At 72.5% G+C, this 23,956-nt stretch carries 24 protein-coding genes; 15 read left to right on the top strand and 9 right to left on the bottom strand.

Annotated features, from left to right (window positions below; genetic code table 11):
- The first annotated feature begins 2 nt into the window (after positions 1-2).
- From FB380_RS14645 to FB380_RS14625, 5 genes are all read left to right on the top strand, one after another.
- Positions 3-725: a dihydrofolate reductase family protein gene (locus tag FB380_RS14645; RefSeq protein ID WP_229681892.1), complete on the top strand. Its 723-nt coding sequence runs from the start codon at positions 3-5 to the stop codon at positions 723-725.
- A gap of 134 nt (positions 726-859) precedes the next feature.
- Positions 860-2,590: an AIPR family protein gene (locus tag FB380_RS14640; RefSeq protein WP_166755670.1), complete on the top strand. Its 1,731-nt coding sequence runs from the start codon at positions 860-862 to the stop codon at positions 2,588-2,590.
- Between the two features lie 54 nt (positions 2,591-2,644).
- Positions 2,645-3,718 carry an ATP-dependent DNA ligase gene (locus FB380_RS14635; protein ID WP_166755669.1) on the top strand — a complete coding sequence of 358 codons (1,074 nt, stop codon included), beginning with the start codon at positions 2,645-2,647 and terminating at the stop codon, positions 3,716-3,718.
- Between the two features lie 109 nt (positions 3,719-3,827).
- The gene (locus tag FB380_RS14630; protein ID WP_166755668.1) at positions 3,828-5,399 is read left to right on the top strand and encodes an alpha/beta hydrolase; all 1,572 of its coding nucleotides are present in this window, start codon (positions 3,828-3,830) and stop codon (positions 5,397-5,399) included.
- Positions 5,400-5,455: 56 nt separating this feature from the next.
- On the top strand, positions 5,456-6,523 hold the full coding sequence (locus tag FB380_RS14625; protein WP_166755667.1) for a DNA polymerase domain-containing protein: 1,068 nt from the start codon (positions 5,456-5,458) through the stop codon (positions 6,521-6,523).
- Between the two features lie 37 nt (positions 6,524-6,560).
- Here FB380_RS14625 and FB380_RS14620 read toward each other — a convergent pair whose 3' ends face one another.
- The gene (locus FB380_RS14620; protein ID WP_229681891.1) at positions 6,561-7,478 is read right to left on the bottom strand and encodes a PaaX family transcriptional regulator; all 918 of its coding nucleotides are present in this window, start codon (positions 7,476-7,478) and stop codon (positions 6,561-6,563) included.
- Positions 7,479-7,704: 226 nt separating this feature from the next.
- Here FB380_RS14620 and FB380_RS14615 point away from each other — a divergent pair, with 226 nt between their 5' ends.
- The 5 genes from FB380_RS14615 (at position 7,705) to FB380_RS14595 (ending at position 11,072) form a co-directional block, all read left to right on the top strand.
- Complete coding sequence (locus tag FB380_RS14615; RefSeq protein WP_166755666.1) at positions 7,705-9,219, top strand: sulfatase-like hydrolase/transferase; 1,515 nt, start codon at positions 7,705-7,707, stop codon at positions 9,217-9,219.
- Between the two features lie 94 nt (positions 9,220-9,313).
- On the top strand, positions 9,314-9,814 hold the full coding sequence (locus tag FB380_RS14610) for a hypothetical protein (protein ID WP_166755665.1): 501 nt from the start codon (positions 9,314-9,316) through the stop codon (positions 9,812-9,814).
- A 66-nt stretch (positions 9,815-9,880) separates the two neighbouring features.
- Positions 9,881-10,111: a hypothetical protein gene (locus FB380_RS14605; RefSeq protein WP_166755664.1), complete on the top strand. Its 231-nt coding sequence runs from the start codon at positions 9,881-9,883 to the stop codon at positions 10,109-10,111.
- A gap of 168 nt (positions 10,112-10,279) precedes the next feature.
- Complete coding sequence (locus tag FB380_RS14600) at positions 10,280-10,720, top strand: hypothetical protein (RefSeq protein ID WP_166755663.1); 441 nt, start codon at positions 10,280-10,282, stop codon at positions 10,718-10,720.
- A 148-nt stretch (positions 10,721-10,868) separates the two neighbouring features.
- A complete protein-coding gene (locus tag FB380_RS14595; protein WP_014741881.1) occupies positions 10,869-11,072 on the top strand; it encodes a cold-shock protein in 204 nt (67 codons plus the stop codon).
- Positions 11,073-11,170: 98 nt separating this feature from the next.
- On the opposite strand, the gene FB380_RS14590 is transcribed toward FB380_RS14595, so the two are convergent.
- Positions 11,171-11,629: a hypothetical protein gene (locus FB380_RS14590; protein ID WP_166755662.1), complete on the bottom strand. Its 459-nt coding sequence runs from the start codon at positions 11,627-11,629 to the stop codon at positions 11,171-11,173.
- A 223-nt stretch (positions 11,630-11,852) separates the two neighbouring features.
- On the opposite strand from FB380_RS14590, the gene FB380_RS14585 reads away from it, so the two are divergent.
- A complete protein-coding gene (locus FB380_RS14585; RefSeq protein ID WP_166755661.1) occupies positions 11,853-12,548 on the top strand; it encodes a hypothetical protein in 696 nt (231 codons plus the stop codon).
- Between the two features lie 144 nt (positions 12,549-12,692).
- A complete protein-coding gene (gene msrB, locus FB380_RS14580; RefSeq protein WP_166755660.1) occupies positions 12,693-13,112 on the top strand; it encodes a peptide-methionine (R)-S-oxide reductase MsrB in 420 nt (139 codons plus the stop codon).
- A gap of 295 nt (positions 13,113-13,407) precedes the next feature.
- On the opposite strand, the gene hemQ is transcribed toward msrB, so the two are convergent.
- The 4 genes from hemQ to hemE are packed head-to-tail and all read right to left on the bottom strand — an operon-like array spanning position 13,408 to position 17,508.
- Positions 13,408-14,127, bottom strand: a complete 720-nt coding sequence (gene hemQ, locus FB380_RS14575) for a hydrogen peroxide-dependent heme synthase (protein WP_166755659.1) — start codon at positions 14,125-14,127, stop codon at positions 13,408-13,410.
- Positions 14,128-14,171: 44 nt separating this feature from the next.
- Positions 14,172-15,095 (bottom strand): DMT family transporter, encoded by a 924-nt coding sequence (locus FB380_RS14570; protein ID WP_166755658.1) that lies wholly within the window; start codon positions 15,093-15,095, stop codon positions 14,172-14,174.
- Positions 15,092-16,465: a protoporphyrinogen oxidase gene (gene hemG, locus FB380_RS14565; protein ID WP_166755657.1), complete on the bottom strand. Its 1,374-nt coding sequence runs from the start codon at positions 16,463-16,465 to the stop codon at positions 15,092-15,094. The genes FB380_RS14570 and hemG overlap by 4 nt, the downstream gene beginning before the upstream one ends.
- Positions 16,462-17,508 (bottom strand): uroporphyrinogen decarboxylase, encoded by a 1,047-nt coding sequence (gene hemE, locus FB380_RS14560; RefSeq protein WP_188959523.1) that lies wholly within the window; start codon positions 17,506-17,508, stop codon positions 16,462-16,464. The genes hemG and hemE overlap by 4 nt, the downstream gene beginning before the upstream one ends.
- Before the next feature lie 145 nt (positions 17,509-17,653).
- On the opposite strand from hemE, the gene FB380_RS24780 reads away from it, so the two are divergent.
- From FB380_RS24780 to FB380_RS14545, 3 genes are all read left to right on the top strand, one after another.
- Positions 17,654-18,274, top strand: coding sequence for a DUF3000 domain-containing protein (locus FB380_RS24780; RefSeq protein ID WP_166755656.1), 621 nt, complete (start codon positions 17,654-17,656; stop codon positions 18,272-18,274).
- A 127-nt stretch (positions 18,275-18,401) separates the two neighbouring features.
- Positions 18,402-19,112 (top strand): LuxR C-terminal-related transcriptional regulator, encoded by a 711-nt coding sequence (locus FB380_RS14550; RefSeq protein WP_166755655.1) that lies wholly within the window; start codon positions 18,402-18,404, stop codon positions 19,110-19,112.
- Positions 19,109-20,407 (top strand): HRDC domain-containing protein, encoded by a 1,299-nt coding sequence (locus FB380_RS14545; RefSeq protein WP_229681890.1) that lies wholly within the window; start codon positions 19,109-19,111, stop codon positions 20,405-20,407. Before FB380_RS14550 ends, FB380_RS14545 begins: the two co-directional genes overlap by 4 nt.
- 73 nt (positions 20,408-20,480) lie before the next feature.
- On the opposite strand, the gene FB380_RS14540 is transcribed toward FB380_RS14545, so the two are convergent.
- The 3 genes from FB380_RS14540 to FB380_RS14530 all read right to left on the bottom strand — a co-directional run bounded on the left by FB380_RS14540 (position 20,481) and on the right by FB380_RS14530 (position 23,718).
- Positions 20,481-21,764, bottom strand: a complete 1,284-nt coding sequence (locus FB380_RS14540) for a sugar ABC transporter permease (protein ID WP_166755654.1) — start codon at positions 21,762-21,764, stop codon at positions 20,481-20,483.
- A 9-nt stretch (positions 21,765-21,773) separates the two neighbouring features.
- On the bottom strand, positions 21,774-22,580 hold the full coding sequence (locus FB380_RS14535) for an ATP-binding cassette domain-containing protein (protein ID WP_166755653.1): 807 nt from the start codon (positions 22,578-22,580) through the stop codon (positions 21,774-21,776).
- 70 nt (positions 22,581-22,650) lie between these two features.
- Positions 22,651-23,718, bottom strand: a complete 1,068-nt coding sequence (locus FB380_RS14530; RefSeq protein WP_229681889.1) for a sugar ABC transporter substrate-binding protein — start codon at positions 23,716-23,718, stop codon at positions 22,651-22,653.
- Positions 23,719-23,956 lie beyond the last annotated feature (238 nt).

Raw genomic sequence — 23,956 nt, 5'->3', positions numbered from 1 at the left:
GCGTGGCGCTGCTCCCCCGGGACCCTGCCGGCCTGGCCGACGCCTACCGCGCGCCGGCCGGCCGGCACCTGCGGGTGAACTTCGTCGCCGCGCTGGACGGCGCCATCAGCGTCGACGGGCGCAGCGGCGGGCTGGGCTCGGACGGCGACCGGCGGGTGTTCCGGATGCTGCGCGCGCTGGCCGACGCGGTGCTGGTGGGCGCCGGGACGGCGGCGGCCGAGGGCTACCGGCCGGTGCTCCCCGACTCCGCCGTCGGCCGGCTGCGCACCGAGCTCGGCCGCCCACCGGTCGCCCCGGTGGCGATCGTGTCCCGGCGGGCCTCGCTGGCCCCCGACGACCAGCTGGTCACCGGTGCGGTCACCCCGACGCTGCTCGTCACCTGCGCCGCGGCCGACGCCGACCGGCGTTCAGCGCTCACCGCCGCCGGCGTCGAGGTGGTGGTCTGCGGCGACGACGACGTCGACCTGCCGACCGCGCTCGACGCCCTGGCCGCGCGTGGCCTCGAGCAGGTGCTGTGCGAGGGCGGGCCGGCGCTCTTCGCCGCCGCGCTCGCCGCCGGGGTGGTCGACGAGCTGGACCTGACCCTCGCCCCGCTGCTCGTCGGCGGCGGCCCCGGCCTGCTGCCACATGCACTGCCCACCCCCGCGGCGGCGGAGCTGGCCCAAGTGCTGGAAGAGAATGGCGCCCTCTTCACCCGCTGGCTATTCGCACCCCAGCAGACTTAGGTTCGTGGAGCACCGCGCTCCCTCTTCTTCGCGACTGGACGCCGACCTACCGCAACTTGTCGGAGGCGTCGCTTAGCCTGAGTGCTCGCTCGTCGCAGGCGAGGTTAGGTCGATTCGCTTCTCTTGGGGGCCCCGTGAACGCGAACGCAGTTGTGCTTCTACAAGGTCTTCTGTCGAAGAGTCGCGATCAAACGCGACAACAGCTATCAGATGACGACCACAACACCTACTGGGTGGCAGAACAGTATCTTAAGAGCACTGGTATCAGCCCTGAAGAGACCATCAGCGGTATCGTGGACGGCGAGAAGGACTGTGGCCTTGACGCGATCTACGTGTTCGCCAACGGCATCTGCTTGAGTGATGACACTCCACTGCCAGCCCTAGGCAAGCGTGCGAAGTTGGAGTTAACCCTTCTTCAAGTGAAAGACTCCAAGGGTTTCGGCGAGGAGGCTATCGACAAGCTGATCGTCAATCTCCCACGGCTTCTCACGTTTGATCGGAACGAACAAACGCTGCTCAGTTTCGCCAATTCGCGCGTTATCGAATCGACTCGACGGTTCTTGAATGCATACCGCGAACTGGACATGCCAGAACTTCACGTGTATGTCGCCTTCGCTAGCTTGAAAGCCACTCACTTGCACGAGAACACGAACGCCAAAGCGGGCCACCTGAAGACAGTGTGCACGTCCCTCTTTGGCGACTGCCCTGTACATGTTCAATTCATGGACGCAAGTAGCCTCTACGATCTGGCGCGCGAATCGCAGGTGACCACGCACAACCTGCAGCTATCCGAGAACCCCATATCTACCGACACAGCCGGTGGCTACATCGGGGTGGCTCGTCTCGATGACTATCAATCATTCATCAGCACCAAGACAGGGGAATTGGACACTTCGCTATTTGAGGCCAACGTGCGCGACTACGAGGGCGAAACCGCGGTCAATCAAAGCATTGAGAAAACCCTATCGACCTCTGATCCGGATGTTGACTTCTGGTGGCTGAACAATGGAGTGACCATCGTGGCATCGGAGGTTCAGCTAGCCAACAAATTGCTAAAGCTGGAATCTCCACAGATTGTCAACGGCCTGCAAACATCAACAGAGATTCATAAGCGCAGTCGCAGCCCCCACGACCCGTCAGACGAGCGCTCCGTCCTGGTCAAGATCATCCAGGCGAACGACTCCGCTGTTCGGGAGCGCATCATTCGAGCAACCAACAGTCAGACATCCTTCGGCCCGTCTGCTCTACGGGCGACAGATAAAGTGCAGAGGCAGATTGAGGACTATCTCCTGACTCGCGGGTTCTTTTATGAGAGGCGACGCCGCCAGTACTACAATGAGGGGCGACCCATGGATAGGATTGTTTCTATCGACAGCATGGGTCAAGCACTCCTCAGCACGCTTGTGCAGGTGCCACACATTGCGAGAGCAACACCTAGCCGCGTCTTTGAGCCGGAGATCTACGACTTTGCCTTCAGTACAGAGTTCCAGGTACAAATGTACGCGGCAGCCATTGAGGTGATGCGTCAATGCGACGAGTACCTTCGATCCGTCCGCGCTGAGGGAGCCGAGGATTTTCGCTTCCAACTCGCTATGCTGGCGGTCATTGCCGCGACGCGCAAGCAAAAGCCATCAACGCAGGACCTGGCAAAACTAGAGTCCACCACGCTCGAGACTTCGCTGCTCGGTACGCAATATGAGATTCTGCGAACCCAGTACGATATTGAGTCTCGGCGCACGCGGACTTATCTGCTCGACCAGATAGCCAAAAGCGAAAGTGTGACGCGGGCACTGCTAGCTGAAGCTACGAGGCAACTGCGCGGTCACGTGCGTCAGGTCACGCGTCGTCCACGCTCTAACTACTGATACCTATGGTCCCAGTCAACAGCCGCGCTTGTTAGTGGCTGCTTGACTGGGGCCATGGACCTGCCCGTGAACCCCCCGGTCAAGCCGATGCTCGCCAAGCCGGTGGCGACGCTGCCCACCGGCGACGGCTGGTTCTACGAGCCGAAGTGGGACGGGTTCCGGTGCATCGTCTTCCGGGACGGCGACGAGGTCGAGCTGGGCAGCCGCAACGAGCGCCCGCTGACCCGCTACTTCCCCGACGTCGTCGAGGCGGTGAAGGCCCAGCTGCCCGAGCGGTGCGTCGTCGACGGCGAGATCATCGTCCCGCGTGGTGACCGGCTGGACTTCGAGTCGCTGCTGCAGCGGATCCACCCGGCCGCCTCGCGGGTGACCCGGCTGGCCGCGGAGACTCCGGCGTCCTTCGTCGCCTTCGACCTGCTGGCGCTCGGGGACGACTCGCTCCTGGAGACCCCGTACGCCGAGCGCCAGGCCAGGCTGCGCGAGGCGCTGGCCGGCGCGCAGGCGCCGGTGTACGTCAGCACCGTCACCTCCGACGTCGAGGTGGGTCAGCGCTGGTTCGGCGAGTTCGAGGGCGCCGGCCTGGACGGGGTGATCGCCAAGCGCGGCGACCAGCCCTACTCCCCCGACCAGCGGGTGATGACCAAGGTCAAGCACGTCCGGACGGCGGACTGCGTGGTCGCCGGCTTCCGCTGGCACAAGAGCGGTCCGGTGGTCGGCTCGCTGCTGCTGGGCCTCTACGACGACGCCGGCACCCTGCAGCACATCGGCGTCGCGGCGTCCTTCTCGATGAAGCGCCGGGCCGAGCTGGTCGAGGAGCTCGCCCCCTACCGGGCCGAGGCGCTGGACGGGCACCCCTGGCAGGACTGGGCCAACGCCCAGACGGGCGAGGACGGCGAACACCGGATGCCCGGGGCGACCAGCCGCTGGAACGCCGGCAAGGACCTCTCCTGGGTGCCGCTGCGGCCGGAGCTGGTGGTGGAGATCAAGTACGACCAGCTGGAGGGCAGCCGGCTGCGGCACACCGGCCACTTCCTGCGCTGGCGTCCCGACCGGGACGCACGGTCGTGCACCTACGAGCAGCTGGAGGTCCCGGTCCACTACGACCTCGCCGAGGTCCTGGGCGGATGACCAGCGGCCGGCTGGACGGCGTCGGTGGCCGGGTTCCCGAGGGAACTGAGCGGATCGTCACGACCGAGCTGGCTGCCGCTCCCAGGTTCGCCTCCTACCCTTGCCGATCATGACCGCGCGCCACCGCCTCACCGCCACCGGAGGAGCTGTCCTCGCTCTCGCCCTGACCCTCGCCGGGTGCACCTCCTCCGGCGAGGGCGAGGGCGAGGGCGAGACGGCCGCGGCCGGCTCCACCACCGAGGCGCCGGCCGAGCCGGAGGCGCAGCTGATCGACTGGACCGACTGCGACAGCGAGATCGACCCGATCATCGCCGGGCGGCCCGGTTCGGAGCGCGACCTCACCTTCTCCTGCGGGACGACGACGGTGCCGGTCAGCTACGACGACCCCGAGGGCGGCACCCTGCAGCTGTTCCTGGTGCGGGCCAGCCTGAACGGCCAGACCTACCCGATCGGCTCGCTGTTCGTGAACCCCGGCGGTCCCGGGCAGTCCGCGGCCGATGCGGCCATCCAGGCGGCGCTGACCCTCCCCGAGGCGATCGTCAACCAGTTCGACATCGTCGGCCTCGACCCGCGCGGTTCGGGCCTGTCCACGCCCGTCGAGTGCATCTCCGACGAGCAGAAGGACGAGCTGTTCGCCGCCGACCCGCGGGTCATCGACGCCGCCGCCCAGGACGCGCTCTTCAGCGAGATCGAGGAGGTGGCGGCCGGCTGCAGCGACGAGTACCAGGAGGCGCTCGGCGCCTTCAACACGGTCGACGCGGCCCGCGACATGGACCTGGTCCGCCAGTCCCTCGGTGACGACCAGCTCAATTACCTGGGCTACTCGTACGGCACGACCCTGGGCTCCACCTACGCCGAGCTGTTCCCCGAGCAGGTGCGCGCGATGGTGCTCGACGGCGCGGTCGACCCGAACGCCACCGAGCAGGAGGCGGCCGAGGCGCAGGCCCAGGGCTTCGAGGCCGCGTACGACGCCTTCGCCGCCAACTGCCTGTCGCTCATCAGCGGCTGCCCGCTCGGCCCCGACCCGCGGGCGTTCCTGGGCGAGCTGCTCACCCAGGCCGCCGCGGCCCCGATCCCCAGCAGCCGGGAGGGCGAGACCCGCCAGGCGACGCCCGGCCTGATCCTGGGTGGGGTCCGCTCGGCGCTCTACCAGCCCTCGGCGTGGCCGCAGCTGGCCCAGTCGCTGGCCGCCGCCCGCAACGGTGACGCCGCCGGCATCCTGACGCTGGCCGACACCTACACCGGCCGCAACGACGACGGCACCTACAGCAACGTGGTCGACGCCAACCTGGCGGTGAACTGCGCCGACACCGACGAGGAGTTCAGCGCCTCGGACGTGCAGGCACTGGCCGCGGACTGGAACGCGCGCTACCCGCTCTTCGGCGCCGACGCCGCGCTGAGCCTCTACACCTGCTCGGCCTGGGAGGCCCCGCGCACGCCCCTGCCCGAGCGGGACGCCGCGGGCAGCCCGCCCATCCTGGTCATCGGCACGCAGGGCGACCCGGTCACCCCGGTGAGCGGCGCGGTCGACCTCGCCGAGGAGCTGGAGAACGGGGTGCTGCTCACCTGGCAGGGCAGCGGACACACCGCCTACCCCAAGACCGAGTGCGTGACGGCGGCCGTCAACGCGTACCTGATCGACCTCGCCGTCCCGCAGGACGGGCTGACCTGCCCCGCGTGACCGGCTCCGGCAGGATCGTCCCCGTACCCGGTCCTGCCTGACCCGAACGGAGCCCCATGGCCAGCAGCAAGGACGCCGTCGTCCTGGAGCTCGACGGCCACGAGGTGCGGGTGAGCAACCCGGAGAAGCCGTACTTCGGCGACCTCGGCGTCCGCAAGATCGACGTCGTCGAGTACTTCGTCGCCGTCGGTGAGGGCATCCTCTTCGCCCTCCGGGACCGGCCGACGACGCTGGAGCGCTGGCCCGGTGGGGTGTTCGAGGGGGCCCGGCTCTCCACCCGGGTCGACAACACCGGCGACGCGTTCTACCAGAAGCGGGTGCCGAAGAACGCCCCCGCGTGGGTGCCGACGGCGCACATCACCTTCCCCAGCGGGCGGACCGCGGACGAGATCGCCCCGGACTCCGTCGCCGTCGTCGCGTGGTGCGCCAACCTCGGGACGCTGACCTTCCACCCGTGGCCGGTGTCCAAGGGCGACGTCGAGTCCCCCGACCAGATCCGGATCGACCTCGACCCGCAGCCGGGCACCGACTTCTCGGACGCGGTCTGGGTGGCCCCGCACGTGCGTGAGCTGCTGCACGAGTTCGGCATGGAGGGCTGGCCGAAGACCTCCGGCGGCCGGGGCGTGCACGTCTACGTGCCGATCCAGCCGCGCTGGACCTTCCCCGAGGTGCGCCGGGCGGTGATCACGTTCGGTCGCGAGCTGGAACGGCGCATCCCCGACCGGGTCACGATGAACTGGTGGAAGGAGGAGCGCGGCGAGAAGATCTTCATCGACTACAACCAGATGGCCCGGGACCGCACGATCGCCAGCGCCTACTCGATCCGGGCCAAGCCGCACGCGCCGGTGAGCGCCCCCGTCGACTGGGACGAGCTGCCCGACGTGTCGCCGTTCGACTTCGACGTCCGCACCATGCCGGCCCGCTTCGCCGCCGTCGGCGACAAGCACGCCGGCCTGGCCGACCACGCCTTCGACCTCACGCCCCTGGTCGAGCTGGCCGACCGGCAGGAGCGCGACCTCGGGCTGGGCGAGATGCCCTATCCGCCGGACTACCCGAAGATGCCCGGCGAGCCGATGCGGGTGCAGCCCAGCCGCGCGAAGAAGCAGGCGGCCGACCCGGCCTGACCAGTGACGCACCTCCCGGTGCGCGAGCCCTGCCGGGTCATCCCCCCGCGATGTCGCCGAGCGCCACGTCGAGTGCCCGCTCAGCGGCCGGCAGGAGGGCCTCGTAACAGCCCCGGTAGACGGCGGCGCTCTGGGCCGAGGGCCAGTCGGCTCCCAGGTGGCGGACGGGCAGGCCGGGATCAGCGCGCAGGACCCGGAGCCAGTCCGCCCCCAGACACGTGATCTGCACGAGCGGGTCCGGACCGTTCGGGCGGGCCGCCCAGGACCGGATGAACTCCTCGTGTCGCTCGCGGATCTGGTCGACCGGCCAGGCACGGCGGATGACGTCGGCCACCCGAACGCCCGACATGGGCGAGGCGGCGAACCACTCCGCCAGCTCCGCCACCTCGTCGAGCCCGGCCCCGGCCAGGACGGCGGCGACGTCGACCGTGCCGGGTGCGATCCACACGCCGTCCCGCAGCCCACCGAAGCCGGCCCACGACAAGGTGGACCGCACCCGCTGTCGCAGGTCACGTCGGCTCTCCGGGATGGAGTACGTCAGCAACGTCCACTCGCCGTCCGGATGGTCGAACGGCGCTGGAGCTGAGACCCGCTCGTCGGCCCTCCGGACCAGGGCGGCTGCGTCACGCGTGAGCCGGTAGTACGCCGTCCGGCCGGCTTGCGTGCGTTCCAGCAGCCCCCGGTCGACCATCCGCGCCAGCGTGGCGCGTGCAGCTGCCTCGGCCACCCCCAGACCGCTCAGCAGCCGCAGGAACACCACGGTGGGGATGGGTGGCAGGTCGCGGCCGTGCACCACTCCCCCGAAGAAGGCGAAGAGCAGCGCTTGCGGACGGTGGACGCCCGACGGGCCCTCCGCAGTGACGTCACCGCCGGGACCCACCCGCCGGGCGTCCCTCTCGCCATGTCCTGCCAGCTCATCGACACCCACGACGCCCGTCCCCTCACTGGTGCTCACCAAGAAACCATCATTCGACACACGGTTGACGACCGTCTCTACAAGCTCTACCTTTCGTGTGACGCCGATCACCTGACACGTGACCTCGGCGACTGCACTCAGCCGGCCGTGCGCAGGGCACCGGCCAGGCCGCGGGACACACCGTCCCGCGTCGGCGACGACACGCTCCCTTGACCGGACCCCGTCCTCGGCCTGCGCCGATCCCTACCGACAGAGGTGATGACCGATGAGCACCACCCCGAACGAGTCCTCCAGCGGCGCCGAGAGCACGGGCCGCCGCACCCGCCACGCAGCTCGGGACTCGGACGCCCGGGCGTCCGGCGGGGTGTCCCGCCGGTCCTTCGTGGGCCTGGTCGGTGCAACGGCCGCCGCCACGGTGGCCGTGACGGCGGGGCCTGCCGCGGCCGAGCAGCCCTTCCGGGCCGCCGGGCGGCCGGACGGGGGGCAGCGTCCCAACATCCTGTTCATCATGGCGGACGACATGGGATGGGCCGACCTGTCCAGCTACGGGGCCCCCCACATCTGCACGCCCAACCTCGACCGGCTGGCCGCCAGGGGCGTCCGCTTCACCGACGGGTACGCGGGGTCCTCCACGTGTTCCCCGACGCGGATCGGCACGTACACCGGGCGGTACCCGGGTCGCCTGGTCGGCGGGTTGGCCGAGCCGATCAGCGGACCACCCTCCGAGTCTGCGGGCCTGCCCCCCGAACACCCCACCTTGGCGTCCCTGCTCCGGGACGCCGGGTACGCGACCGCGATGTACGGCAAGTGGCACTGCGGCGAACTGCCCTGGTTCAGCCCGCTGAAGTCCGGGTGGGACGAGTGGCTGGGCAACCTGAGCGGCGGCGTGGACTACTTCTCGAAGGTCACCAACAGCGGGAAGTACGACCTGTACGAGGACGACGTGCCGTACCAGGACCTCCGCTACTACACGGACATCCTCACGGAGCGCACCGTCGACTACATCGAGCGACCGCACGACAAGCCGTGGCTGCTGAACCTGAACTACACCACTCCGCACTGGCCCTGGGAGGGCCCCGGCGACCAAGCCCTCAGTGACGAGCTCACGGCGCGGGCCAAGTCCGGGGAGCCCCGGGTGCTCTTCCACACGGACGGTGGCTCCGTGGCGAAGTACGTGGAGATGGTCCAGGACCTGGACGCCTCCATCGGCACCGTGCTCAAGGCGCTGCGCACCAGCGAGCAGGAGCGCAACACGATCGTGGTCTTCAAGAGCGACAACGGCGGAGAGCGGTTCTCCTACCAGTGGCCACTGCGGGGCGCCAAGCAGGACGTCCTGGAAGGCGGCATCCGCGTGCCCACGATCATGCGGTGGCCGGCGGTCGTGCGGGGCGGGCAGGTCTCCGATCTCCCTGTCGTCTCCATGGACTGGACCCGCACCCTGCTCGCCGCCGCGGGCGTGGACCCGCACCCGGAGTACCCGATGGACGGCCGCGACCTGAGTGAGCACCTCTGGGGCTCTGGGCGACTCCCGGAGGGCGACCTGTTCTGGCGGGTCGTCGACCAGGGCGCGCTACGGCGGGGGAAGTGGAAGTACTGGGTCACCTTCGACGTCGACCGCAACGTGGTGGAGGAGAGGCTGTTCGACCTGTCGGCGGACGAGCGCGAGGAGGCCGACCTCTCCCAGAAGCAGCCCGCTGAACTGGTGGCGCTACGCGATGCATGGAACCGCATCGAGGAGGGTCTCCTCGACTACCCGCCGGGCGCAGTCCGCTACGCGTGACCGCGGGTGCCCCGCACCGCCCGGTGCGGGGCACCCGCGCCGACCGATGCGCCCGTGGCTCCTCGGGCAGGCGCCGTCGGTCTAGCGTCGCAGCGTGTCCGACGACCCGCCGCAGGTGTGGGACCTGGTGGCGGAGGGGCGCCGGCACCGGGTGGAGACGACCGGCTCCGTCTCGCGGACGGTCCGGTGGTGCGTCGACGGGCAGCTGGTGGCCGCCACGAAGTCCAGCGAGGACACCGTGCGGCTCGAGCCGGGCGACCGGCTCAAGGGCGAGGACGACGTCCGCCCGGACGACCAGCCGGCCGCCGTGGAGCCGGACGTCGGCTCGGTCACGGTGCAGTTCACCGCCCTCGGGAAGCCGAAGCGGGCCACCTGGTACCCGCCCGCAGGCGGCGCCGCCGTGCGTGCGGCGCTCGGCACCGGCGGGATCGACCTGGAACCGGAGACCGGGTCCCCGGCCGCGCTGCGGGAGGAACGGATCCGTCAGCACCCGCGCCGGTACGCGGTGCTTGCCGTGGCCGGCGGCGTGGCGAAGGTGGTCCTGCCGCTGCTGCTCGGGCTGCTCGCCGTCCGACTGACCGTGGCACTCCCCTAGCCCGACTGGGACCTGCCGTCGATCCCGTGGCCGGACGTCGACCTGCCGTCGATCCCGTGGCCGGACGTGGACCTGCCCGACGTGGACCTGCCGGACTGGCAGGCCCCCGCCTGGGTCCGATGGATCGCCGACAAGGCCCAGTTCGTCTGGCCCGTCCTGCTGGCCGCCTACCTGGCCCGTCGGGAGATCCGCCGCCGGCGCGAGCAGGACGCCCTGCGGGCGCAGCGCCGGGCGGAGCAGACCGAGGCCGGCCGCGAGGAGGACCGCCAGGACGACGACCGGCCGCCGTCGCACTGACGGGCCGCAGGCGACGGCGGCGGCCCCCGGCCGGTCGGGCCACGGTGGGGCGACGACGGCTCCTCACCCGCAGGGGTGAGGGAGTCAGACAGCGCTGTCGCACGGGGCGCTTCCTGTCGTTGAGGAACCGTTCGGTCCCACGGTCAGACAGGCGGAGGAGCAGAGGTCATGCGGGTCGCGGTCCTGGTGTACGGCGTGCTGTACGTCGTCATCGAGGTCGTCGGGTACCAGCTGGAGCAGGTGAGCTGGCCCGAGATCACGCCGCTGGACGTGGCCACCGCGCTGACCAACGCCTTCCTCACCGTCGCCGTCCTCGTCGCCGTGCTGGTCGGGATCGACGTCGCCGGGCACCGCTGGCGCCGCCACCTGCGGGCGGTCGCGCTGGAACGCGCCCGGCTGGCCCTCGACGCCTGGACGTCCCCGGAGTCGCTCACCGTGCAGGCGTGGCGGCCCGAACCGCGCGCCCTGCCCGCCGCCGTCCCACCCGCTGCTGCCCGATCCGCGCAGGCGGGCCACACCCCCGGCCGCAGCGCCTACGCGGACAACGCCTACGCCCGCCAGGCGTGGTCGGAGGACGCCGTCCGGGACGCCTCCGGGCGCCTGCTCTGACCTCCTGCACCACCGCCCGGGCAGCTCGCCGGGGATCTTCTTGCCCCTGGCCTCCCGCACAGCGCCAGAACCCGCTAGGGTCGTACTCGTCGGGAAGGCCCTGCGCATTGGCAGGACCCCGACGCACGACCTCAGCTAGGAGCGAGCAATGCCCGAAGGAACAGTGAAGTGGTTCAACGCAGAGAAGGGGTTTGGCTTCGCCACCCCGGACGGCGGCGGCCCGGACGTCTTCGTCCACTACTCGGCCATCCAGACCAGCGGGTACCGCTCGCTCGATGAGGGCCAGCGCATCTCGTTCGACATCGAGCAGGGCCAGAAGGGCCCGCAGGCGGCGAACGTCAACCCGGTCTGATCTCCAGACCGAGGAGCTGAACGCAGCCCTCTCGAACCACCGACAGTGCCCCCGCCCGGGAAACCGGACGGGGGCACTGTCGCGTCCGGCCCCGGTGGTCAGCGCGCCCGGGGCACGTAGCCGCCGATCAGGGCGGACATCAGCAGCGCTCCGTCGTCGGGCCCGATCGCCGCAGCGGCGTCGGCGAAGGCCCGCCAGCGGTCCCGCTCCACGTCGGTCATCGCGCCGGCCGCCCGGGCGTCGGCCTGTTCCAGCAGGCGGTCCCACTCGCTCTGCGGCGTGGGCCAGAGACCGGTGAGCCGGCGGGCCTCCCCCGAGACGGCGGTGAACCGGACGATCTCGCCGGCGTGGTTCGTCAGCGCCTCGGCATAGCCGGCGGTGACCAGCGCGTTGGCCGCCGAGACGACCTGCGGCTTGGGCAGGCCACTGGCCGGTACGACCGCCCCGAGGTAGGGGGCACTGCCGTGCGGCGGTTCGTCGATCAGCCGCACGATCGCCCGCAGCACGGGGAGATCGCGGGTGAACCAGGTGTCGGCCAGGGGCTGCGGAGTGCTCATGGGTCCTCTCGGCGGACGGCGGCGCCACCGGACGCGGCGCCGCGCCCACGGTACGAGCACCCGGCCGGGGCGCTGCGGTCGCACATCGCCGGCCACCCGGCGGCTGCTTAGCAGGGCGAACTTCGTTACCGGATGTTGATCGACCCTTGCGCTGGGCGATGACAGGATCGAGGGGTCCGCCGCCCAGCACGCGAACCCTCCGTCCGCCCGTCCGAGGAGAACCGTGTCCCGACGCAGCACGCCCCGCGCCGTCCGCGGCCGCGTCCTCGGCTCTGTCCTGGGGCTGGCCCTGGCTGCGTCCGCCATCGGGATGGCCGGTGCGGCATCGACCGCCGACGCCGGTCCGCCGACCGCGGAGGTGACCGCGGCCGACGGGCCGGCCGCCCCCGGTGACCTCCCGCCCCTCGCACCCTCCTCGGCCGCCGAGCTGGCCCCGACGTCCGGCACGGTCCCGGCTCCGGCCGCCGGCGCGGTCCCGGCTCCGACCGCCGGCATGAGCACTGCACCGGCCGCCGGCACGGACCCCGCCCCTGCCGCCGCGGGCACCATCCCGGCTCCGAGCGCCGGCGTGGGCCCCGCCCCGGCCGCTGGCGTCACGGACGACGAGCCCACCGCCACGGTCAGCGACCCGCAGCCGCTGCGGGAGGAGGAGGTGACCGTGATCGGCACGGGGTTCTCGCCGGCGGAGAAGGTCACCGCGGAACTCCCGGCGCGTCTCCGGGGACAGCTGGGCAGCGCGGTGGCCGGTCCCGACGGCACCGTCTCCATCCCCGTGCGGGCGCCGACGGCGCTGCAGGCCGGCGCGCACGAGGTGGTCCTGCGTGGCTCCTCGGGCACCACGGCCAGCACGAGCGTCCAGCTCCGCCCACTGGTCGAGGACCAGCTCGCCCGCCTCGCCCGCTGGTGGCCGCGCGACTGAGCGCACCCTGCGGTGGCCGCCTCGACTGAGCGCATCCTCCGGTGGCCGCGCGGCTGAGCGCGTCCTGCGGCGCCCGCGCCGGAGGGCCCTGACCAGGGCGGGACGGCCCCGGCGCGGGTGGCGGAGCCGCCGTACCGTGGGGTCATGACCACTTCCGCCCACCAGCCCCAGGTCGTCAAGAGCGACGAGGAGTGGCGCGCCCAGCTGTCGCCGGAGGAGTACGCGGTGCTCCGCCAGGCGGGCACCGAGCGGCCGTGGACCGGTGAGTACGTCGACACCAAGGCGGTCGGCACGTACTCCTGCCGCGCCTGCGGTGCCGAGCTCTTCCGTTCCGAGACGAAGTTCGACTCGCACTGCGGCTGGCCGTCGTTCTACGAGCCGTCGGAGGCCGACAACGTCGTCCTCCGCGACGACACCACCCTCGGGATGCGGCGCACCGAGGTGCTCTGCGGCAGCTGCCACAGCCACCTCGGCCACGTCTTCGCCGACGCCCCGCAGACCCCCACCGGCGACCGCTACTGCATCAACTCCGTGAGCATCACGCTCGACCCCACCGAGAGCTGATCACCCAGCGGCACAGAGTCGAAGGCCCGTTCCCCACCAGGGGAACGGGCCTTCTGCGTCGCCAGACAGCGGCTCCTGCATCGTCGGGCACGAGTACGGACCCGCCGCTCTGTCGCGCCAGCGACCCCGCGGTGTCCGGCGCGGGCGCGGAGGGTCCCGCCGGACACCGCGGCCAGCGGCTCCGTGATCCGGACGCGGGGCCGGAGGCTCCCGTCCGGATCACGGCCATCGGCTCAACGCCGGCCGGGCACGGCACCTGGCCGCGGTGTCATCCGGAGGATGACGATGTGCACGGTCAGGGCAGGTCGGCGACCAGCTCGGCGACCTGCTTGCGCGTGCCGGTGTAGAACGGCACCTCCTCGCGCACGTGCCGGCGGGCCCGGCTGGCCCGCAGGTCGCGCATCAGGTCGACGATGCGGTGCAGCTCGTCGGCCTCGAAGGCGAGCATCCACTCGTAGTCGCCGAGCCCGAACGAGGAGACGGTGTTGGCCCGCACGTCGGGGTAGGGCCGGGCCTGCATGCCGTGCTCCTTGAGCATGTCCCGTCGCTCCTCCTCGGGCAGCAGGTACCACTCGTAGGAACGCACGAACGGGTAGACGCAGACGTAGCGCCGCGGTTCCTCGTCGGCGAGGAACGCCGGCACGTGGCTCCGGTTGAACTCGGCGGGACGGTGCAGCGCCATCTGCGACCAGACGGGCTCCAGGCGCCGGCCCAGGGCGGTGCGGCGGAACCGGCCGTAGGCCTCCTGCAGCGCCTCCGGGGTCTCGGCGTGCCACCAGATCATCAGGTCGGCGTCGGCGCGCAGGCCGGCGACGTCGTAGACGCCACGGACGACGACGTCCTTGCCGGCCAGCTCCTCGAAGAGCGCGGTGACCTCGTCGGCGGCGGCGCTGCGCTCGTCGTCGCCGAGTGGCCGCGCCAGCTTGAACACCGACCACATCGTGTAGCGGATGAGGGCGTTCAGCTCGTTCGCCCGCTTGCCGATGCTGCGCTCTCCGGTCTGCTGCTCGCTCATGACCCCATTGTCGCGCGCCCGCAGTGCTTCGTCGCGGGGCCGGGTCAGCCGGCGGACGACGACCGTCGCCGCGGTGGCCGCAGCACCAGCGCGACGCCGACGGTGGTGACCACCACCCCGACCAGCGACAGCAGCGGCAGCTCCTCGCCGAAGAGCAGGTGGGCCTCCACGGCGGTGGCCGGTGGCACCAGGTACAGCAGGCTGGAGACCCCGGAGGCACTGCCCCGGCGCAGCAGGAACAGCAGCAGCAGCACCGCGCCGAGCGACAGCGGGAGCACCAGCCAGACCAGGGCGAGGACGAAGTCCGCCGTCCACTCGATGGCCATGGACTCGGTGACCCCCGCCAGCGCGACCAGCGCCAGCGCGGCCGCCGCGTACTGCACCACGGTGCCCGAGAGCAGCGGGATGTCGTCGCCGTGCTCCTTCTGCCAGAGCGTGCCCGCGGTGCCGCACAGCAGCGCCACCACGCAGGAGGCGACGCCGGCCGGCGGGAAGGCGCCGCCCTCCCCCGCCGCACCGGCCAGCCCGGGGGCGAGGACCAGCGCCACACCGCCCACGCCCAGCACGAGGCCCAGCCACTGCACGGGCACCAGCCGCTCGCCCAGCAGCCGGGTGGCCAGCGCCGCGGTCAGCACCGGCTGCAGGCTCACGGTGACCGCGGCGACGCTGGCCGGCAGGCCGGAGTCGATGGCGAAGAAGACGCCACCCAGGTAGCCGGCGTGCAGCAGCAGCCCGGCGACGCCCGCCCGGCCGGTCTGCGCGCGGCCGGCCGGCCACGGGGCCCGCAGCGCGACGGCGAGCGCGGCCAACAGCACCCCGGCCAGGGCCAGCCGCAGGGCGAGGAAGGTGAACGGCTCGGCGTAGGGCAGCCCGTACTTCGCCCCCACGAAGCCGGTGCTCCACAGCAGCACGAAGACGACCGGCGCCGCGGCGAGGGCCGCGCCCCGGACGCCGGCGGGTGCGCTCACATCAGCGCGGCGACGGCGCGGCGCGCGTCCCGGATGCAGGCGGGCACGCCGACGCCGCCGTAGGCGGCCCCGGCCACCGCGAGCCCGGGGACGGCGTCGACCGCGGAGCGGATCGCGGCGACCCGCTGCGGGTGCCCGACCAGGTACTGCGGCAGCCCGTCGACCCAGCGGACCAGGTCCGTCTGCACCGGCTCCGGCCGGCCGAGGTCGAGCAGCTCGGCGACGTCGGCGACCACGGCGGCGGTGAGTCCGGCGTCGTCCCGCTGGAGGGCGGCGTCGTCACCGAACCGCCCGACCGACGAGCGGACCCGCAGCACGGGCGCCCCCTCGGGACCGGACAGGTGCGGCCACTTCGACGAGGAGACGGTGACGCCCTTGACCAGCCGACCGGTCACCGGCGGGACGAGCAACCCCGACCCGGCGGCGACCGGCTGGTCGGGGAAGGCCATGGCGACCACGGCCATCGACGCGTACGGGATCCCCTCCAGCGGCTCCACCGCGTCGGGCGCGACGTCGCCGAGCAGCCGGGCGGTCGGGCCGGCCGGGGTGGCCAGCACGACGGCGTCGGCGGTCAGCGTCGTCGCCCCGTCCACCTCGAGCTCGAAGCCGCCGGCGGCCCGGCGCAGGGCGGTCACCCGGGTGCCTGTCCGGACGTCGGCGCGGGCGGCCGCCACCAGCGCCGCGGGCAGCGAGCCGACGCCCTCGCGGACCGTGACGAACACCGGGCCGTCGACGTCGCCGCGGCTGCGGGCCCCGGCGTCCCGGGCGGCCACAGCGGCTCCGAGCAGGGAGGTCGACCCGGGCAGCTGGGCGGCCAGCGCCGGCATGGTGGCGGCGAGGGAGAGGTCGTCGGGACGGCCGGCGTAGACGCCGCCGAGCAGCGGCTCGACGAGCCGGTCCACCACCTCGTCGCCGAGCCGTTCCCGCAGCAGGCCGCCGACGGACACGTCGCCGTCCAGCCGCAGCGGGGGCAGCTCCGCCTCGGCCCGCACCCGGGCGACCCCGGCGGGGGTGAGGACCCCGTCCAGGCCGTCGGCGGTCGTCGGTACGCCCTGGAGCGTGCCGGCCGGCAGCGGGAAGCGGCCCTCGGGCAGCACGATGGAGGCCTGGGTGGTCTGCGCCGGCACCAGCTGGTCGGCCAGGCCGAGCTGCTCGATCAGCTCGACGGCCTCCGGCACGCGGGCCAGCACGGCCTCCGGGCCGGTGTCGTACCAGCGCCCGGCGAGGTCGACCCGGTCCAGCTTCCCGCCGACCCGGTCGCCGGCCTCCAGGACGACGACCTCGCCGTCGGGGTGGGCGCGACGCCACTCGAAGGCCGCGGTGAGCCCGGTGATCCCGGCGCCCACCACGACCAGCCGGGGAGCGCTCATCTCGCGGTGAGCTCGTGCACCAGCTCCACGACGTGGGTCAGCACGCCCGGGTCGGTGTCGGGCAGCACGCCGTGGCCGAGGTTGAACACGTGCCCACGGGCGGCCTTGCCCTGCTCGACGATGCGGCGGACCTCGCGGTCGACGGTCTCCCGGTCGGCCAGCAGGACGGCGGGGTCGAGGTTGCCCTGCAGCGAGTACCCGGGGCCGACGCGGCGGGCGGCCTCGTCCAGCGGCACCCGCCAGTCGACGCCGACGACGTCGGCACCGGCGTCCCCGATCAGCGGCAGCAGCTCCCCCGTGCCCACGCCGAAGTGCACCTTGGGCACCTCCGGGCGGGCCAGCCCGTCGAAGACGGCGCGCGAGTGCGGCAGCACCCGGCCCGCGTAGTCTGCGGCCGACAGCACCCCGGCCCAGGAGTCGAACAGCTGCACCGCGCTGGCCCCGGCGTCGACCTGCACCCGCAGGAACGTCGCGGCGCTGACCGCGAGCCGCTCCAGCAGTCGCTGCCAGGCCGCGGGCTCGGCGTACATGAAGGCCTTGGTGCGGGCGTGCTCCTTAGAGGGGCCGCCTTCGATCAGGTAGGTGGCGAGGGTGAACGGCGCGCCGGCGAACCCGATCAGCGGTGTGGCGCCGAGCTCGGCCACCAGCCGGCGGACCGCGGTGGCCAGGAAGTCCAGCCGGTCGGGCTCCAGGGCGGGGAGTGCGTCGACGTCGGCGACGGTGCGGATCGGCGAGGCGATCACCGGCCCGACGCCCGGCTTGATCTCGATGTCGACGCCGGCGACCACCAGGGGCAGCACGATGTCGGAGAACAGGATGGCCGCGTCGACACCGTGCCGGCGGACCGGCTGCATCGTGATCTCGGTGACCAGGTCGGGGTCCTGGCAGGCCTGGAGCATCGCGGTGCCCTCCCGCAGGGCGCGGTACTCGGGCAGCGAGCGACCGGCCTGGCGCATGAACCAGACCGGCGTCCGGGAGACCGGCAGCCCCCGGGTCGCTCGGACGAGATCGGAGTCGGCGGCCGGTCCTGCAGCTGTTCCCACGGACGCCGATCCTCCCAGACGTCACCGGGAGCGGCTCCGCCCCCGCCATCGAACCGGGGCGCACAGAGGTCACGGCTGTGCGTCGGCTGGGCGGGGCGGCGCGTCGGGGCGGCCACTCCGGTGGTGGGCGACCTACCCTGCGCACGTGCCCCAGCCGCGCAAACGCCTCGACGACGGCGCCCCGCCGCCGCCGGAGCGGCCGGCCGCGTTCCGGGCCGCCCTGGAAGCGCTGGCTACGGTGCGCCCGCGGCCGGAGGTCGTCCTCGAGCAGATCCCGGCCCCGCAGCGCCTCGCCCCCTGGTCCCACGCGATCGGCGTGCGGGTCGGCCACCCCGAGGACGACGAGGACGAGCTGGCCAGCGGCCGGTTCATCCTGCTGTTCGACCCGGAGGGCCATGAGGCCTGGCAGGGCACCACCCGCTGCGTCGGCTACGTCTCGGCCAGCACCGACTCCGAGATGGTCGACGACAGCATGTTCTCCGAGGTCGCCTGGAGCTGGCTGACCGACGCGCTGACCGCCTCCGGGGCCGCCCACCACTCCCTCGGTGGCACGGTCACCCGCACCGCCTCCACCCGCTTCGGGTCGATCGCCGCCCCGGAGCACTCGGTCGACGTCGAGATCCGGGCCTCCTGGACCGCCGAGGGCACCGACCTCGACCGGCACCTCACCGCCTTCCTCGACGTGCTCGACACTGCGGCCGGCCTGCCCCCACCGGGGATCCGGCTGCTCGCCGCGACCGAGCAGCCCCGACCCGACGACGCCTAGACTCGGCCTCCGTGCTCGACCGGGCGTGATCGGACGTCGGCTGAGCGCGCGGACACGCCGGGCCGGAGGTCGGGTGACCACCTGCTGGTCACCCGGTCGTCGACCCGGTCCGACGACGGGAGGGCCGATGCCCCAGGGCCAGCCGTGGTCCGACGGCGTCCTCTTCGGTCCGCACGCCAGCGCCCTGGTCGTCGACCCGTTCCCGCTCGTCCGGGAGGCCCTGGCCGGCCGGCTGCGCGCGCTGGGCGCCCGGGAGGTCGAGGAGGCCGCCTCCCTGGAGGAGGCACGGGTCCGTGCGCACGTCTCCGGCCCGCGGGCGCTGTGCGTGCTGGAGGTCGACCTGCCCGAGGTCGCGCCCGAGGCCGCCGGCCGGGGCGGGGACCACGGGCGGGGACTGGAACTGCTCCCCACCCTGCGCACCGAGGGCTGGCCGGTGACCGTCGTGCTGACCGCGGTGACCGACCCGGCCGTCGTCCGGGCGGCCTTCCTGGCCGGGGTGCAGGGCTACCTGCTGAAGACCAGCCCGCTGACGACGGTGACCGGCGGGCTGCGGGCGTCGCTGTCCGGGGAGGTCTTCGCCGACCCCGGGATCGCCACCAGCCTGGCCCAGGGGCTGACCCGGAGCGGGGTGGAGGAAGCTGTCGGGGAGTTGTCCGCCCGGGAACGGGACATCCTGCGGCTCGTCGCCGACGGGCACACGAACAAGGAGATCGGCGAGAAGGTGGACCTGTCCGCACTGACCGTGAAGAGCCACCTGGCGCGCATCGCGCGCAAGCTGGGCACCGGCGACCGGGCGCACATGGTGGCGCTGGGCCTGCGCTCGGGGGTCATCGAGTGACCGCCGACCCGGGCACCGGGCTGCCCACCGACCCCGGAGCCGGGCCCACCGGCCCGGAGGAGGAGCCCACCGACGCCGCCGCGTCCGTCGAGGAGGGCCCGCCGCCCACGCCGCTGCTCGCCCCGCGTGACGGGCTCCCCCCGGTCGTCGAGACCTCGACCGCGCTGGTCGCCTACGCCGACGCACTGGCCGCCGGCACCGGTCCGGTCGCCGTCGACGCCGAACGCGCCTCGGGCTACCGCTACGGCCAGAGCGCCTACCTGGTGCAGCTGCGCCGGGCCGGCGCCGGCACCGGCCTGATCGACCCGGTCCCGCTGCCGGACCTCACCGCCGTGCAGCGCGCGATCGGCGACGCCGAGTGGGTGCTGCACGCGGCCAACCAGGACCTGCCCTGCCTGGCCGAGCTGGGCCTGGTGCCCACCCGGTTGTTCGACACCGAGCTCGCCGCCCGGCTGGCCGGGCTGCCCCGGGTGGGGCTCGGCGCCGTCGTCGAGTCGCTGCTGGGCTGGTCGCTGCAGAAGGGGCACTCGGCGGCCGACTGGAGCACCCGCCCGCTGCCCGAGGACTGGCTGGTCTACGCCGCGCTGGACGTCGAGGTGCTGGTCGAGCTGCGGGACGCCCTCGCGGAGATCCTCGAGGACCAGGGCAAGACCGAGTGGGCCCGGCAGGAGTTCGCGGCGATCCTGGCCGCCGGCCCCCCGGCACCGAAGGTCGACCCGTGGCGGAAGACCTCCGGGATGCACGGCCTGCGCAACCGCCGCCAGCTGGGCATGCTGCGGGCGCTGTGGCAGGCCCGGGACGACCTCGCCCGGCGGCGCGACATCGCCCCCGGCCGGGTGCTGCCCGACGCCGCCATCGTCTCCGCCGTGCAGGCCGACCCGAAGAACGAGGGCGCGCTGCTGGAGCTCCCGGTGTTCCGCGGCCGGGCCAACCGCAAGCTGGTGAACACCTGGTTCGGCGCGCTGGTCCGGGGCCGGGAGCTGCCGGAGGACCAGCTGCCGCTGCACAGCCGCCCCGGCGACGGGCCGCCGCCGGTGAACCGCTGGGGCGACCGCGACCCCGCGGCCGCCGCCCGGCTCAAGGCGGCCCGGGCTGGTCTGGCCCAGGTGTCGGAGCAGTGGTCGGTGCCGGTGGAGAACGTGCTCTCCCCCGACCTGGTGCGCCGGCTGATGTGGTCGCCGCCCACGCCGGCCGACGCCGACTCGGTGGCCGCGGCGCTGCGGGCCGCTGGTGCCCGGGAGTGGCAGGTCGAGCTGACCCGCGGCCTGCTCACCGAGGCGATCGCCGCCGGCTGACCCGGGCTCCGGGCACCGCGATCGGCCCCGACACGACGCGCTTCGTCGCGCGCCGTGCCGGGGCCGACTGCGGTCAGCGGGCGGTGGCCGCCCGCCGGCGGGCCAGGGCGTCGACCGAGGCGGCCAGCAGCAGCACCCCGCCGGTGATGACGAAGTTCAGGTACGCCGCCACCCCGAGCAGCCCGAGGCCGTTGGCGATGATCGCGATGACCAGGCCGCCGAGCAGTGCGTCCCGGGCCCGCCCGCGCCCGCCGAAGAGGCTGGTGCCACCGATGACCGCGGCCCCGACCGCGTACAGCAGGGTGTTGCCCGCACCGGCGTCCGGCGTCACCGAGCTCAGCCGCGAGGTGGCGAGGATGCCACTGACCGCGGCCAGGCTGGAGGAGATGACGAAGGCCAGCACCCGGATCCGGGTCACGTTGATGCCCGCCCGGCGGGCCGCCTCGGCGTTGCCGCCGACCGCGTACATGTGCCGGCCGAAGCTCGTGCGGGACAGCACGAAGGTGACCACCAGCAGCAGCAGGATGACCAGCGGGATCGCGTAGGGGATGCCGGCCAGCTCGATCGCCGCCGACAGCGCACGGTCCTGGTTGAGGATCGCGGTCACGCCCAGCACCACCACGGCCATGAGCACGACCCGGACGACCACCAGCAGGAGCGGCTGGTGGGCCAGGTCCTTGGCCTTCTTGGCCCGCCAGCGCCAGAGCTCGATCACGGCGTAGGCCACCGCCACCAGCACGGCCAGCACCCAGCCGATCGTCACCGGCACGTTCTCGTTGGCCAGCGCCCGGATCACCGGCTCGCGCACCGGCACGGTGCCGCCCTGGCCGATCAGCCGCAGGGTGACGCCCTGCCAGCCGAGGAACAGCGCCAGGGTCACCACGAACGACGGGATGCCGACCATGCCGACGAGGCTGCCGGTGAACAACCCGATCACGGCACCGGCGGCGATCGCGGCCAGGACGGCGACCGGCCAGCTGAACCCGCCCTGCACCAGCAGCTGGGCCAGCACCGCCGAGCACACCCCGCTGACCACCCCGGCCGACAGGTCGATCTCGCCCAGGAGCAGGACGAAGACCAGGCCCATCGCCAGCACGATGATCGGGGTGGCCTGCACGGCGAGGTTGGCCAGGTTGATCGGGCTCAGGAAGGTGCCCGGGCGCAGCACCGTGAAGAGGATGCCGAGGGTGATGATGCCCAGGACGGCCGGGAGTGCGCCCAGGTCACCGCCGCGCAGCTTGTCCAGGTACCCCCGGACCGCACCGCCGACGGTGTTGTCCTGCCGGTCCCCCTCGAAGCCCGCGGCGGGCTTCTGCGGACCGCTCGCCTCGGCGGCGGTCAGTGTGTTGCTCGACATGACGTCCTCTCAGTCCTCGAGGTCTTCGGCCGAGAGGCCCAGGTCACCGGAACGGCCGGAGGTGATGAGCTCGATCACCTGGGTCCGGTCGACCTGGTCGATCGGGACGTCGGCGGCCACCCGCCCCAGGTACAGCGCCGCGACCCGGTCGGCGACCTCGAAGACGTCGACCATGTTGTGGGTGATGAAGACGACGGCGTGCCCGGCGTCCGCCAGCCGGCGGACCAGGTCGAGCACCTGGCGGGTCTGGGCGACCCCGAGCGCGGCGGTCGGCTCGTCGAGGATGACGAGCTTGGACTCCCACAGCACCGCCTTGGCGATGGCGACCGTCTGCCGCTGCCCACCGGAGAGGCTGGACACCAGCTGCCGGACGGACTTCAGCGTGCGGACCGACAGCTTGCCGAGGGTCTCCCGCGCGGCCTGCTCCATCGACTGCTCGTCGAGCACCATCCCGCGCTTGCGCTCCCGGCCCAGGAACATGTTCTGCACGACGTCGAGGTTGTCGGCGAGCGCGAGGTCCTGGTAGACGACCTCGATCCCCAGCCGGGCGGCGTCCCGGGGGCTGTGCAGGTTCACCTGCTCCCCCTCGAACTCCACCTCGCCGGAGTCGAACGGGTGGATGCCGGCGATGCCCTTGATCAGGGTGCTCTTGCCCGCCCCGTTGTCACCGACCAGCGCGGTGACCTTCCCGGGGTAGACCTGGAGGTGGACGCCGTGCAACACGCGGACGGCGCCGAAGCTCTTGGTCACGCCGCGCAGTTCGAGGGTGGGCCGGTCGACTGCGGTGGTGTCGCGATCGCGCTCTGGAGCGGACACGTGGGTCCCTTCCTGCCTGGACAGGCCAGCAGGGGCGTCCCCCGGAGAGGACGCCCCTGCTGACGGTGAACTACTGGATGCCGAGCTCGGTGCAGGCGGCGGCGTACTCACCGGTGCACAGGTCCGCGGCCTCGACGAAGCCGTCGTCGACGACCTGCTTGACGTTGTCGCGGAAGACCGAGACCGGGTCCAGCAGCACGGCCGGGACGGTGCGACCGCCCTCGGTGTCCTCCACCTCGCCGTCGACCTCCGGCGTCTCGCCGTTGACCAGGGCCACCGCGAGGTCGGCCAGCGCGTTGGCCTCGTCGGCGATCGGCTTGTAGACGGTCATGCACTGGTTGCCGGCCAGGATGTTCTGCAGGCCCTCGGTGGTGGCGTCCTGCCCGGTCACCGGCACGGTGCCGGCCACGTTGTTGCGGCCCAGGATGGAGATGACCGCGTTGGCCAGCCCGTCGTTGGCGGCCAGCACGCCCTGGATGTCGCCCCCGGCCTGGGTGTACATCTGCTCGAAGATCGTCGCGGCCTGCTGGTTGTCCCACTCGGGGACGGCCTGCTCGGCGACCTGGGTGTACTGGGTCATCGGGTCCAGCACCTCGTGGGCGCCCTCGGAGAACAGCGTGGCGTTGTTGTCGTCCGGCGAGCCGTTGAGGAAGGCGATGTTGGCCGGCTGGTCGCCCAGGCACTGGGCCAGGCCCTCGCCCTGGAGGCGACCGACCTCGGTGTTGTCGAAGGAGACGTAGTAGTCGGACTCCCCACCGAGGGTCAGCCGGTCGTAGTCGATCGTCTGCACGCCCTGCTGCTCGGCCTGCCGCTGGATGGCGGCGCCGGAGGCGGAGTCCAGGTTGGTGATCGCCAGGACCGTCGCCCCGCCGGTGATCATCTGCTCGGCGATCGTCGCCATCTGCTGGGCATCGCCCTGGGCGTTCTGGATGTCGTAGTCGACACCGGCCTCCTCGAAGGCGGCCTCGAGCAGCGGGCGGTCGGCGCTCTCCCAGCGGGCCGAGGACGCGGTGTCGGGGAGGATCACCCCCACCTTGCCGGCGGCCTCGCCGCCGCCGGCGTCGCCGCCACCACCGCCGGAGTCGTCGCCGCCGCAGGCGGCCATCGAGAAGACGAGCGAGGCTGCGAGAGCAGTCATCAGGGTGCGCTGTCGCGCCATGTTCGACCTGCCGTTCCGTCGTTGGATCCGGGAGATTTCCGGAAGGGATCGTGTCCGCCTCCGGGTGTGACCGCAAGCACATGTGCGCTCTGTTGCCGGACCGTGATCCGGAACCCGCCGGTCACCCCCGTGGGTGTGGAGCCCGCGGTTACCAGCGGGTAACTTCGGGACGCCGCCCTGGCCGGGGCGGCACCGAGCTCATCGCGGAGGTCCTGTG

The sequence above is a fragment of the Modestobacter marinus genome (genome assembly GCF_011758655.1).
Taxonomy (GTDB): domain Bacteria; phylum Actinomycetota; class Actinomycetes; order Mycobacteriales; family Geodermatophilaceae; genus Modestobacter; species Modestobacter marinus.
The sequence above is the reverse complement of the archived record's forward strand: the minus strand, read 5'-3'. Positions and strand labels throughout refer to the sequence as shown.